The sequence below is a fragment of the Flectobacillus longus genome (assembly GCF_030056705.1).
In the GTDB taxonomy this organism is placed as follows: domain Bacteria; phylum Bacteroidota; class Bacteroidia; order Cytophagales; family Spirosomataceae; genus Flectobacillus; species Flectobacillus longus.
In genome coordinates this window covers 55,292-68,752 of the sequence record NZ_JASHIC010000022.1, presented here as the reverse complement: position 1 = coordinate 68,752, position 13,461 = coordinate 55,292, and the positions used below count along the sequence as shown (strand labels likewise).

The following is a 13,461-nucleotide window of genomic DNA, read 5'->3' as shown; positions in this document are numbered from 1 at the left end:
GTTTTGCCTTTGTTAGCTAGCATTTTCTCAAATAAAGGCAAAACCAATTCTAAAAAATATCCTACACTTCCGCAATCTAACATCAGCAATCCGAAATAGATTACAACAACGATTGTCTAAATTCTTTGGGAGAAAGCCCAATTTTATTTTTGAAAAAACGACTAAAATCACTTGGATTTGTTTCCGAAAACTTAAAAGCAATTTCACTAATTGACAAGCTTGTTTGTTTGAGCAAGACCTTAGCCTCTAGAATAATCATATCAGCCAGAAGTTCTTGAGAAGTTTTACCTATGGTAGCTTTTACACATTTATTGAGATGATCGGGCGTAATTGCCAGCATAGAAGCATATTCCGAAACTTTATTGGTCTGGTAGATATATTGCGATAAAAGGTCTTTATAACGCTCAGTAACACGCAAAGCGGCGTTTTTAGAAGCTACCTTTGTACTTTTTTTAATAACGCTTAGTTCGTTGAATAATGCCAAAAGATAGGCCGCTATCAATTGGGTATGAAAACTTTTATTAGAAAGATATTCTACTTGCAAGCGTTCCAAGATATTGATAATTGGAGGAAGCATCTCTTCTGCCACTTCGATAATAGGATCTTCGGCAAAATGCCAAAAAGAAAAATCATCGTCGAATGGACTGTGAGGAAATAATTTATTAAAAATTTCTGAGTCAAAATGACAAAAATACCCTTGTGCATCTTCACTCATAAATTCATGTGTGGAAATCTGATAGGCTGGCAAGAAGAAAAAAGTATTTTTACTAAACTCATATTTATGCAAGCCTTTACTTCTTACAGAATGACCCTGAGTCAATAAAATAAAATCAAACACTGTTTTGCGGTGTGGCTGTAGCGGAAACTTGATTTTAGCACGCACCTCTTCTATTTTATTGATGTGAAAAAGATGATGAAACTCTGTCACATTCATTTTCCACTCAGTACCAAAATGATGAAGATTTAGCTCCCTTGGTGACATAGGAGCTAATTTTTGTTTATTCTCTTGCATAGTTTTCAGGTTTGTGAGTTTAGCCAAAGCAAAACTTGTCTTCAAAATAACAGGGATAAAGCACCAATATGCTTTATCCCTGTTCTCTTGCATCTATCTTTGATTAATTTGGGCATCCACTACCGCAATAGCCACCATATTGACAATTTCGCGAGTTGTCGAGCCTAATTGTAACAAGTGAATCGGCTTGTCTAGTCCTAACAATACTGGGCCAATTTTTTCGATATTAGCGATTTCTTTTACTAAGTTATAAGCAATATTCGAAGCCGATAAATTTGGGAATACCAGTACATTAGCACCATCGTCAACCAAGTCACAGAATGGATGATTTTCTTTTAACAAATCCAAATTGAATGGTAAGTGCGCTTGCATTTCGCCATCTACAATCATTTCAGGATTACGTTCTTTCAAGATTCCTAGTGCTTTTCTCATTTTGATGGCATCGTCGCCATCGGCACTTCCAAAGTTAGAATAAGTCAGTAAGGCAATTCTAGGTTTGATATTAAACTTTTCTACTTCCTTAGCTGCAAGTTCTGCAATCTCGACTATTTCTTCTGCCGTTGGATTAAAGTTTACCGAAGTATCTGTCAAGAATAACGGACCAAAACGGCTCATCAAAATGTACATACCTGATACTTTTTTGACTCCTTTCTGACGACCAATCGTCTGTAATGCAGGGCGAATAGTATCTGGATAGTTACGAGTCATACCCCCAACCATCGCATCGGCTTCACCTGTTTCGACCATCATACAACCAAAATAGTTACGACGACGAATTACCTCTTGGGCTTCTATCTTGTTGAAGCCTTTGCGTTTACGCTTGTTAAAAAACAACTCGCTGAATTTCTGTAAACGAGCCTGTTCTGTTTCTGTTTGTGGCTGATGCGAATTGATGATTTCGATACCTTCTAAGTTTAACTGATTTTCGATCGCCAATTGCTGTATTTTTTCGACACTTCCCAACAAAATTGGAATGGCAATACCTTCTTCTTTTACTTGTTGTGCCGCTTTCAGAACCGTCAAATTTTCGGCATCGGCCAATACCACACGCTTAGGATCTGTTTTGGCTTTGTTGATAATTACTCTGGTCAAGGTATTATCCAAGCCCAAACGTTTTGACAAATGGGTTTCATACGCTTCCCAATCTGTTATAGGACTTTTGGCAACGCCTGTATCCATGGCTGCTTTGGCTACGGCTGGCGCTACGGTTGTCAACAAGCGAGGATCTACTGGTTTGGGGATAATATACTCACGACCAAAAACGATATTGTCTTTGCCGTAAGCCATATTTACAACATCAGGAACGGGCTTTTTTGCCAAATCAGCCAAGGCTCTTACAGCCGCCAATTTCATTTCTTCATTGATTACTTTTGAGCGAACATCCAAAGCACCACGGAAGATATACGGGAAACCTAATACGTTATTGACTTGGTTGGGATAATCGCTACGTCCTGTCGCAAAAATCAAATCTGTGCGAGTAGAAGTAGCATCTTCATAACTAATTTCTGGAGTTGGATTAGCCATGGCAAAAACTACACAATCTGCTCCCATGGCAGCCAGCATCTCTTTTTTCAAGGTATTTCCTCTCGACAGTCCAATAAATACATCGGCTCCTACCAAAGCATCTGCTAGGGTAGTCGAAGCTGGAGCCGTTCCGTTAGCAAATTCTTGTTTTTTACCATCCAAATTATCACGGTCTGGATGAATCAAACCTTTTGAATCGAACATAAAAATATTCTCTTTCAAAGCACCTAAGCTATGATACAAGCGTGTACAAGAGATTGCTGAAGCACCAGCACCATTTACAATGATTTTTACTTTGGCGATATCTTTTTCTACCAATTCTAAAGCATTGATTAAAGCTGCCGCACTAATAATGGCAGTACCATGCTGGTCATCGTGCATTACAGGAATATTCAACTCCGCTTTCAGACGCTCTTCGATTTCGAAACAAGCGGGTGCTGAAATATCCTCTAAGTTTATACCTCCAAATGTTGGTTCTAAGATTTTTACGGTTCTAACAAATTCATCAACATCTTTGGTATCTAATTCAATATCAAAAACATCAATGTCTGCATAAATTTTGAACAAAAGACCCTTTCCTTCCATTACGGGCTTTCCAGCCACAGCACCAATATCTCCAAGCCCAAGTACTGCTGTACCATTTGAAATTACCGCAACGAGGTTTCCTTTTGCAGTATATTTGTAAGCATCTTCAGGATCAGCAGCAATAGCCAAACATGGCTCTGCCACACCTGGCGAATAAGCCAAAGTCAAATCATGCTGCGTAGCAGTTTCTTTGGAAGGAATCACTTCGATTTTTCCTGGTCTTCCTTTTGCGTGGTAGTTAAGAGCTTCTTCTTTTAGGTTTTTCATTATAATAAGACTTCTATTGGTTATAGTGCAACAAAATAAATAGTAATTTTTTAAGACAAATTAGCACAAAACTGCATGTAATATGCAGAATCCGTGCTTTTCTACTCTATTATCCTAAAAAATCTTTACAAAAGATATTTGTTTCTGTCTTTCATCAGATTTTAGCATATATATCTTGAAAAAGTCTTATAATCGAATGCGTTGCTGTTTTGAAGAGGAGAATTATAATAAGCTATCGAGCAAGTAAAATAGATGATAAATAGGAGGGGATAAGGTTCATTTTGAACCGGATAACATGATAAAAACAGGAGGTAGAAAGAGATAATTTATTTTCTATTTACAAAAGTTAGTAAAAGTATGCGGTTCAAAATGAACCGCATACTTTTATTACTAAGATATAAAGCCTTCAAGTTTGCTAATAATGTCTTGAAGCTCGGTCAGATGTTTTTTGCTTTTATTGATGTAAAAATCATTTGCTATTTTTAAAAGCAATTGATAATGTGTATCAAACTCCGAAGTAGGTTGTGTTTTCTGCTCAACTGATGTTTTGGTAGCTACACTTTCTAATTGTTCCAAACTAACAATAGGTTCAGTTAAAGATGTCTCATTTGCCAATGCTTGAATTACACCCTTCGCAACTTTTTTCTTCCCAGTCAAAATTTCATTTCTAAACTCCGTATCTAGTTTGTTGAGTCCTTTGGCGAATGCAGCATCTCTTTTAATGGTAGAGCGTCCAACATTAAACTCCTTAGATAATCTTTCGGCTGTGTCTCCTTTTTCAGCAAAATCATACGGTTCATTTTGAACCGCATGATTTTGGCGTTCATAACGTCCAATTTCATTCTTTTCATTCAAAAACCGAAGACCTCTAAAATAGGAAATTTGCTCAGGGGTGAGGTTTCTTCGCCCTAACTGCAAATCAATCATGTATTCTTTTACTTGTTGTAAAGAAGCAAAAGACATGAGCTGAACACTAAAAGAAATGCCATTTTTTTTACAAATCTCATAGCGGTTGTGACCATCCACCAAAATATAACATGGCGTAGCAGGGTCTTCACTATCAGGGTTTAGTACTCCAGTGGTTGTTTCCCACACAGTGAGGGCATCACGACAACCATTTTTAATAATATTATTTTCAAGTTGTGTAAACTCTTCTACTCCTAAAGGGGGAATCAACAGACGAAGCTCTTCAATAATTTGAATGTTATTTTTGACAGATTCGCTGCTTATGAGTTGATTGTTACTAAAGGTTTCTTTGGTTTTGCTGGCAATCAAACTGCCTATATTTATCTTTTTGGCCATGGCTCACTATTTTAAAAACTGTAAATAATCAATGTACTCTGCACAAAAAGCTGTGTAAAGATGGGCTGCTTCTGAATGAGTAGCAAATTTAGAAATGGTATTTCCAGCTACTTGTGCTTTTTGAAAATCTACTAGGTGCTTTATTTCTGTTTTGAAAATACGTAGAGGCAAGTTATGACGAACAGCCTCTTTGATACCATCGTGCACACTATTCTTTTTGACCATCGTAAATACTAATCCATCTATTTCAAGCATGGGATTAAGGTTTTTCTTAATCTCATGGATTTTTTCCAAAAGAGAATTTACTCCCTTCATTGCCGCCATTTCGGGTTGCATTGTAATCAAACATGAATCTGAAGCATATAGTGCTGAAACCGTAAGTTTACCCAACGAAGGCGGGCAGTCAATCAAAATATAGTCATACTTAGTGAGTAGGGGAGTCATACGATTTTTTAAACGCAAATCGCCTCCTGGCACAAGTATAAGTTGGTACTCAGCATTTCCTAAATCTATATCACTCGGTGACAAGTCTAATCCTTCTTGCAATTCAATTGTTGGAAAATCAGCATCATGAATTAAGGCATCTGCTACTTGTAATTCTGGTTGTTCGATACCTAAAATTTGGCTTAAATTGCCCTGTGGATCTAAATCAACCATAAGTACCTTAAAACCCTTATTAGCCAATGCCTCCCCAAGAGAACATACTGTGGTGGTTTTTCCAACACCACCTTTGTGATTTATGACTGAAACAACCCTCGCCTTTTGATAAAGGTCATCTCGATAACCATAGTCTCGTAAAACACCATCGAGAGATACCAAATGTTTTTCACTTAGTTGACGACCTTTAGATAAAGCTTGCGCTATGGTTCCAGAAGGGATTGAAGCCTGCTTTTCAACAGCCGCAACAGATATAGCTGGCCTGTGTCTCAAAAACTTTAACGCATTTTCTTGTGTAAGCATTTGCAATACGATTTTGTAGTAATATTATTACAAATATATAAAAATTGTAATAACATTACTACTAAAAAGAGAAGAGATAGATATTTTATGAAAATTAATATGCAGACAAAATATAGGTGCTAAACTTGTATTTATAACTATTCAAAATCTAATATCTAATCGACCAAAAAGGATTTACTTCTTCTTTAAACTTATCCTTCACATGCTTTTCAATCATTTGCTGATATCTTACTTCTTTGATTTTACTTCCTTTGAGTTTTTTGGGGAAATCTAATTCAGTTGTAAGTTTTTTAAACTCTATTTTGGAGGCTGAAATCACACAAGCGCCATTATTAATATCTAATTCGAGTATGAGCCCTGGCAATCCCCAAAGTCTTTCAGGTCCAGCTTTTGCCTTAATATCCTGTGCAAACCACGCCACAATTACTTGATTTTTGATAGGGTCTTTAATTTGCGCTTTCATACAGATATGACCCGCTACATCTTTTATGTCGTTGAGAATCTTCCATTGAGGACGTTCCAAACTATCCTCTACAATATAGGTTTTTCCAAGAAAATCAATCACATCGGTGAGGGTTTCATTTTCAAAGTCTCTATAGATTACAAATTGCTCTTTGCGCCAAGAATATCCGTTGGTATTTTCTTCCTTTTCCTCATATTTCGACCCTTTAGGACTAAAAAATAACGTATAGGTTTGAGTACTAATGTCAATATTCCCGAACATATAGGCATTTTTTTCTTTTTGCTGTTTACTCAAAAAGGTCATTTGGTCATTCATTTTTGTCCATGAAGTCGTTCGTTTGAAGGTTACTTCTCCTTCGTTTTTTTGTGCTTTTGCCCAAACTCCAAAGGCTAGCAAAAGTATTATTAAGGTCATTTTTTTCATATAAATTTGTGTCTATAATATCTAACCAGATAGAGAAATATTTTACCTAAAACATATTACCATTCTTTTTCAATTTAGCATCATGTCCTCGTACGTTGTAGGTCAAGCTCAACATAAAGTATCTAGCCAGTGTGAATGCTTGTTGGTACGTTACAAAGTTTTGAGAGCCTGTTTGTGTAATTGCTTGGCGCTTATTAAATACATCAAATGCTGCCAAACGTGCTTCAAGACGGTTATCTTTCATCAATAAGCGACGTACCGAAATATTCAAAATGGGGATGTTTTGAGAAAAGTTGAATCGGTCATTTTCGTAACCTGTATAGTTGAAACTACTTTCTAAGAAGGTTTTCTTGATAAAGCTCCATTTAGCATCAATATTCAATCCTTTGCTAATAATATTCTGATTTTGACGAGTTTCAATTGAATATTTGATGTTATTAATAGAGTAATTTCCGCCTAAAGTCACAAATATTTTATCACTTGGAGTAATACTAAAACCAATGTTAGCTGAGTAGGCATTACTGTTAGTAGTATTCAAAACTGAGTTTACCAACGTGGGTGTATTTGAGAGATTATAATTCACACTCAAATTGGTAGTCCATTTGGTTTTAATAATAGGGAAACTCGAATATAAATTCGTTCTAAACGACTCGGCGCCAGACATATTTTCGGGACGAGTACGGGTCACCAAATTAGCATCAACAGTTTGATTATAAACCACTTGATTAAGATAGTAATTGTAATTCATCCAGAGATTGATACTGGTAAAGTTGCTTTGATTAAAACGTGAAATACTCAAGTTTACATCATGCGATTTGGTTGGATTTAAGTTTTGATTTCCCTCGGTGATATAAAAAGGGTTGGTGTTTTGAATAACAGGCTGCAAAGCACTAATACTTGGTGCATTGACATTTATTCCATAACCAAATCGAATGTAGGTACTTTGTTGTGGATTGAAGGTTGCTGTAAAATTTGGTACAATAGCATCGTATTGTTTAGAAATCTGAGTTGTCAAATTTCCGCCTTCGGTAGGATATACTTTTCCTGTCAAGTCGTATCTCAAAGCTGCTACACCAAGTGATAGATTTATACCTTTTTTATTAAAACGTAATCCCGTTCCAAAGCGGTTATAGGTAATTTGGTTTTCATAGTAAGTACTCAAGCTATCGTATCGTTGAGTTTCGATAAGACCATTATAAGCATCGCGACCAACGTTTTGCTGGTTGTTAGAAAAATTGTAGAAATTTTCCCAAAAGAAACGCTTCGAAAGAGGCTCTAAATAATTCAATCCAGCTTTTAAAGTCAGCGTACGGTTCGCATTTTGATTAAGTTGAGCTATTGCACGAATTTGGTCGTTGGGATTGCTAGCTTCGAAGAACTGTGTTAATGAACGAATATTATCTGTTCCATCGGTAGTTGATCTTACAAACGAACTACTAGCAGCAAATACTCGTCCTGTTTTTTTGAATTTATGACGGAAAATAGCAGTACCATTTAGATTATACGCATTCAGGTTTGAGCTATTATTGAGATTGATACGGTTTTGTAAAGCATCATTATTGTTGATGTATTCTTGTCGAGTACCCACAGCACTATTTGAATTACTGAAACGCAAATTTGCTTTGGTAATCAAGGTATTGGTCGAATCAAGCATTTGCTCCCAACGTCCACTTATGGAGTGGTTAGCTCTAAAACTTACTGTTGAACTGGTATCCAATGTACTGAAAGAACCATTTTGAAGGAAAGTTCTTTTGTTCTGATTTTGGTCCAAATTCAATTTAGTTTGATTATATACATAACTGGTGCTCAACTTGGTTTTGTCATTTGTATAATTGTAATTGACACCACCACCCAAATTATTGGTAAAACCTTTTCCATTGAAACTACTCAATAAATCATCATCACCACCAATAAAAAAGGCGTCGCCACCACTTCCAAAGCCAAAATCTCCATTATCAAAACTACTGAAGGTATTATTTCCTTTAAACTCGCCATAGTCGCTCCAATTGACACCCGTTTCGTTGATATTATTGGCATATCCAATGACAGAGAACTGTTCTTTTTTGTTGAAGCGATTATAATTTCCTCTCAAAACTCCTCGATCTGAGGTACCAACGGCGCCTGTAATTTTACCAAATTCTCCTTTTTTGAAGTTTTCTTTTAACTCAAGATTGATGGTTTTTTCTTTGCTACCATCGTCCACGCCCGTAATTGTAGCTTGGTCTGATTTACGGTTAAACACCTGAATTTTTGAGATGGTCTCTGCACCTAGATTTTTGGTGGCGGCTTTTGGATCATCACCAAAAAAGGTTTTGCCATCGACAGTTACTTTTTTGACATCATTGCCTTGCGCTTTGATGTTTCCGCTTCCATCTACTTCTATACCAGGCAATTTACGCAATAAATCTTCAACCGTCGAGCCTGGTGGAACTTTAAATGAAGCAGCGTTATACTCGATAGTATCTCCTTTGATACTCAAGGGAGCTTTGGCAGTTTTAACCACAATTTCGAGTAATTCTTGCGAGATGGGTTTGATTTTGATAAAACCCAAATCGTTTATAGCTGTTGGGCTAGGAGTGAGGTGCTGCTGATAAGGTAAAAAACCCACGTATGAAATTTTGAGGAGATAAGGAATGTTTTTAACATTTCGAAATTCAAAAACCCCTTTTTCATTGGCATTACCAAAATTAACTAAGGAGGAATCTGAAGGTGAAAGTAACATTACTGTAGCATCTGCCAAAACTGCCGAATTGGTATCTTGAACAATACCTTTGATACTTATACGAGTAGGGTTTTGTGCATAAAGTTGTGTTATGGCGAGTAACAACAACACACTTAATAGGACTAGAATTCGATTCATAAGTCTGAGTTTTAGATTTAATGGAGGTATGAGTAAGAAAACCTAATGCTTTCTTGGTAAAGCAAAGATACGCATATCTACGAAACTTTCGTAGATATGCGTAATTATTAACTTGTAAATTTTATAAAATGATTTTTAGGTGTTAAAATTGTGTTCAAGTTGTCTAAAGCTAGCTATTAGCTATTGAGTAAATATGAGCATTGTTGTTTTGTTCTAATAACCGACACTAAATAGTCTAATATCGTATCACCCAAAACGGATTTATTTCCTCTTTGATTTTTTCCTTGATAAACTTATCAATCATGCCCTGATACTCAGCGTCAGTGATTTTTTTACCCTTAAGTTTTTTGGGAGGTTCAAGTTCTTTGTCTACTTTTTTGAATTCAATTTTTGAAGCTACAACTGTTACCGCTCCGTCGTTGATGTCTAGTTCTAAAATCATCCCTGGCAATCCCCAAAGTCTTTCAGGTCCTGCTTGCGAAGGAATATCCTGTGCAAACCATGCGGTAATTTTCTGGCTTTTAATTGGGTCTTCTACCTGAGCTTTCATACAAATATGCCCAGCTACCTCTTTCAAGTCATTCAAAATTTTCCATTCAGGAAGCTTAAGGCTGTCTTCTACGATATAGGTTTTACCTAACATTTCAATAACATCTGTCATCGTATTTTTCGTAAAATTACGACCAATACTATACGCCTCTTTACGCCAAGCATATCCTTCCGATTCATCATTTTTCTCCTCAGAATTGACATATTTGGATTCATTATCATTGAAATAGAGAAGGGTGTAATTGGCCCAGTCGTCTTTTCCACCAAACATATAAGACATTCTTTCTTTTTCTTGCTTACTCAAATAAGTTAAGGTAGAGTTAAGTTTTGTCCAATAGGTCGTTCTCGTAAAATAAACAACTCCTTCGTTGTTTTGTCCGAAAGAGGTAAAATAAGCGATATATAGTAGTGCTAAAAGAAATATTTTTTTCATCGAAATAATAGTTTTCTGATTATAAGAATATGATTATCTGTGAGTTAACAAAAGGCAAAAGAGTATCGACATCTTTTGCCTTTTGCCGTCAAGCATCATTAAAAGAATCCTCCGTTTTTCTTGAGTTTATCCGAATGACCTTTAAGGTTATAGGTCAAGCTCAACATAAAATAGCGTGCCAGCGTCAATGCCTGCTGATTGCTCACGGTATTGAGGTAGCCTGTTTGTACAATGGATTGACGTTTGTTGAAAATATCAAATGCTGCCAAACGTACTTCCATACGGTTTTCTTTCATAAATAATCTTCTAACAGAGGCGTTGAGTATAGGTATCTCTTGGTCAAATCCAAAGCGGTCGTTGCGATAGCTATTATAATCAAAGCTTGTTTCGAAGAAAGTCTTTTTAGCAAAATTCCATTTTACAGATGTTGATAAGCCCTTAGTACGGATATTTTGGTTTTGATTATTTTCAATCGTGTAAGAAATATTGTTGAATCCAAGATTACCTTCGATGCTCATGATTAGCTTCTCACTTGGTGTAATACTAAAGCCAGCGTTAATCGTATAATTCTTATTGTTGGTTTGATTCACAACGGTATTTACAATGGTTGGTGTATTTGAGGTATTGATATTCCCTGAGAGATTCATCGTCCATTTAGTTTTGATGATTGGGAAACTTGAATACATACCAACGTTAAAGTTTTTACCTCCTGACATATTTTCAGGGCGAGTTCTTGTCACCAAATTGGCATCTACAGTTTGGCTGTAAACTATTTGGCTCAAGTAATAGCGGTACGAAGACCAAATACCAATACTCGCAAAAGTTGCAGGGTCAAACTTAGAAATATCAAAACTTAACTCGTGATTTTTGGCTGGCAATAAGTCCTGATTACCCGAAGTGATATAAAATGGGTTATTGTTCTGAACCACTGGTTGTAAATCTGTTATACTTGGAGCTTCTACGTTGAGCGTATAATTGAAGCCCATATAAGCATTGTTTTTGAACTCGATATTGGCAGAGAAATTTGGAGTCAAGGCTTGATACTGCTTACTGATATTTGCTGTAAGAGGTTTTCCTTTCTGAGGATATACCTTGCCATCCAAGTCATATTGTAATACTGCTAATCCGAATGATAAGTTGATTCCGTCATTTGAAAATCTCAAACCTGAACCCACACGGTTGTAGGTAATTTGATTTTGATAATAAGTACTCAAACTATCATAACGTTGTGATTCTAAGTTACCGTTGAAAGCATCACGTCCCACATTTTGTCCGCTGTTGTTGAAGTTATAGAAACTTTCCCAATAGACTTTTTTGGAAAGCGGTTCCAAATAGTTCACCCCAGCTTTAATCATAGTCGTGGTATTCGCATTTTGGTTAAGCTGCGAAATCGCACGAATTTGGTCATTAACATTGGTGGCATTAAAGAAGCGTGTCAACGAGCGGATATTATCTGTTCCATCGGTCGATGACGTGCTTAAAGTACTACTTGCTGCAAATGTTCTTCCTTTTTTCTTGAACTTATGGCGATAAATAGCGGTGAAATTGAAGTTATAGGCATTCAGATTAGAGCCATTGTTCATGTTTATACGGTTCTGAACATCTTCTGAATTATTCAAATACTGCTGAACTTGGTTGACAGAACTATTGCTACCGCTGAAACGCAAATTTGTTTTAGCAATAATGGTATTTGAGGAATCCAACATTTGTTCCAAACGAGCAGCTACACTATGAGAGTTTCTAAAACTAACTGTATGGTTGGTATCGAGCGTACTAAAGTTAGAGTTTTGGAGGAAAGTTTTTGTATTCTGATACTGGTCGAGGTTCAACTTTGTTTGGTTATAGAAATAACTCGAACTAAACTTTGTCTTTTGGTGAGTGTAGTTGTAGTTGACACCCGTACCGAAGTTGTTTGTAAAGCCTTTTCCATCGAAATTGTTCAGATAATCACCTTCCATATAATAGAATCTATTGCCATTTCCGAAGCCAAAATCCCCATTATCGTTGGAATTAAAAGAGTTATTTCCTTTAAATTCACCATAATCACTCCAGTTTACGCCAGTTTCGTTGATATTATTGGCATATCCTAACACAGAGAATTGTTCCTTTTTGTTGAAACGGTTATAATTTCCTCTTAATACGCCACGGTCAGAAGTACCGACAGCGGCTGTAATTTTTCCGAAAGCACCTTTTTTAAATTCGTCTTTCAGTTCTAGGTTAATGGTTTTTTCTTTTTTTCCATCGTCAGCTCCAGTTAAAAGTGCTTGGTCAGATTTGCCATTATATACTTGTACCTTAGAGATAGTTTCTGCTCCTAGGTTCTTGGTAGCAGCTTTCGGGTCATCACCAAAGAAAGTTTTTCCGTCAACCAATACACGTTTAACATCCTTTCCTTGGGCTTTGATATTTCCGCTTGCATCGACTTCGATACCTGGGAGACGGCGAAGGAGGTCTTCTACTGAGGAACCAGGCGGAACCTTGAACGAAGCAGCATTGTACTCGACCGTATCACCTTTGATACTAAGTGGTGCTTTGGCAGTTTTTACCACTACTTCAAGGAGTTCTTTGGCGATAGGCTTGATTTTGATAGGACCGAGGTCATTTACATCGTTGGGAAACTCTTTGATTTTTTGTTGATAAGGCAAAAAACCTACATACGAGATTTTGAGCAAATACGTGGCATTTTTTACATTTCTGAATTCAAAAGTACCCTTGTCATTTGCCCTTGCAAAGTTCACCAAGGATGAATCCTTGGGCTGGAGAAGCATGACCGTTGCACCTGTCAAAGTAGTGGCGCTGGTATCCTGAACAACGCCTCGAATCGTTACTCGTGTAGGATTTTGGGCAAAGAGGTTGGTGCATGTAAAAAATAAAGCAATTAATAGAACTAAAGATTTGTTCATAGAATTTTGAATTTTAGATTTTCTTGGAGGTAAATAGGAGTGCTGAATTATGAGTGATGAGTTTTGAGTGTAATTTTATGATTACTCATATTTTATCTCATTAATTTCTTCAACTTAATTCTGCACGACTACGCATATGGTTTATGGAGCGGTGTATATATGGGGTTTCAGCTTTCGGGT

General features: G+C 36.6%; 8 protein-coding genes. All 8 read right to left on the bottom strand.

Going from position 1 to position 13,461, the window contains the following annotated elements:
• Window positions 1-100: 100 nt before the first annotated feature.
• The 8 genes from QM491_RS16645 to QM491_RS16610 all read right to left on the bottom strand — a co-directional run bounded on the left by QM491_RS16645 (window position 101) and on the right by QM491_RS16610 (window position 13,281).
• Window positions 101-1,012: a helix-turn-helix domain-containing protein gene (locus tag QM491_RS16645; RefSeq protein WP_283328707.1), complete on the bottom strand. Its 912-nt coding sequence runs from the start codon at window positions 1,010-1,012 to the stop codon at window positions 101-103.
• A 93-nt stretch (window positions 1,013-1,105) separates the two neighbouring features.
• The gene (locus tag QM491_RS16640) at window positions 1,106-3,388 is read right to left on the bottom strand and encodes an NADP-dependent malic enzyme (RefSeq protein ID WP_283328705.1); all 2,283 of its coding nucleotides are present in this window, start codon (window positions 3,386-3,388) and stop codon (window positions 1,106-1,108) included.
• Window positions 3,389-3,778: 390 nt separating this feature from the next.
• A complete protein-coding gene (locus tag QM491_RS16635) occupies window positions 3,779-4,690 on the bottom strand; it encodes a ParB N-terminal domain-containing protein (protein WP_283328703.1) in 912 nt (303 codons plus the stop codon).
• Window positions 4,691-4,696: 6 nt separating this feature from the next.
• Window positions 4,697-5,650: a ParA family protein gene (locus QM491_RS16630; protein WP_283328702.1), complete on the bottom strand. Its 954-nt coding sequence runs from the start codon at window positions 5,648-5,650 to the stop codon at window positions 4,697-4,699.
• Window positions 5,651-5,798: 148 nt separating this feature from the next.
• Complete coding sequence (locus tag QM491_RS16625; protein ID WP_283328700.1) at window positions 5,799-6,527, bottom strand: GLPGLI family protein; 729 nt, start codon at window positions 6,525-6,527, stop codon at window positions 5,799-5,801.
• A gap of 55 nt (window positions 6,528-6,582) precedes the next feature.
• Window positions 6,583-9,396, bottom strand: a complete 2,814-nt coding sequence (locus QM491_RS16620; protein WP_283328698.1) for a TonB-dependent receptor — start codon at window positions 9,394-9,396, stop codon at window positions 6,583-6,585.
• A 235-nt stretch (window positions 9,397-9,631) separates the two neighbouring features.
• Window positions 9,632-10,378 (bottom strand): GLPGLI family protein, encoded by a 747-nt coding sequence (locus QM491_RS16615; RefSeq protein ID WP_283328696.1) that lies wholly within the window; start codon window positions 10,376-10,378, stop codon window positions 9,632-9,634.
• Between the two features lie 98 nt (window positions 10,379-10,476).
• Window positions 10,477-13,281: a TonB-dependent receptor gene (locus tag QM491_RS16610; RefSeq protein WP_283328694.1), complete on the bottom strand. Its 2,805-nt coding sequence runs from the start codon at window positions 13,279-13,281 to the stop codon at window positions 10,477-10,479.
• Window positions 13,282-13,461: the final 180 nt, after the last annotated feature.

Coding starts and splice junctions, on each gene's coding strand:
- QM491_RS16615 (WP_283328696.1), bottom strand. CDS start 10,378: ATGAAAAAAATATTTCTTTTAGCACTACTATATATCGCTTATTTTACC.
- QM491_RS16610 (WP_283328694.1), bottom strand. CDS start 13,281: ATGAACAAATCTTTAGTTCTATTAATTGCTTTATTTTTTACATGCACC.
- QM491_RS16620 (WP_283328698.1), bottom strand. CDS start 9,396: ATGAATCGAATTCTAGTCCTATTAAGTGTGTTGTTGTTACTCGCCATA.
- QM491_RS16640 (WP_283328705.1), bottom strand. CDS start 3,388: ATGAAAAACCTAAAAGAAGAAGCTCTTAACTACCACGCAAAAGGAAGA.
- QM491_RS16625 (WP_283328700.1), bottom strand. CDS start 6,527: ATGACCTTAATAATACTTTTGCTAGCCTTTGGAGTTTGGGCAAAAGCA.
- QM491_RS16630 (WP_283328702.1), bottom strand. CDS start 5,650: ATGCTTACACAAGAAAATGCGTTAAAGTTTTTGAGACACAGGCCAGCT.
- QM491_RS16635 (WP_283328703.1), bottom strand. CDS start 4,690: ATGGCCAAAAAGATAAATATAGGCAGTTTGATTGCCAGCAAAACCAAA.
- QM491_RS16645 (WP_283328707.1), bottom strand. CDS start 1,012: ATGCAAGAGAATAAACAAAAATTAGCTCCTATGTCACCAAGGGAGCTA.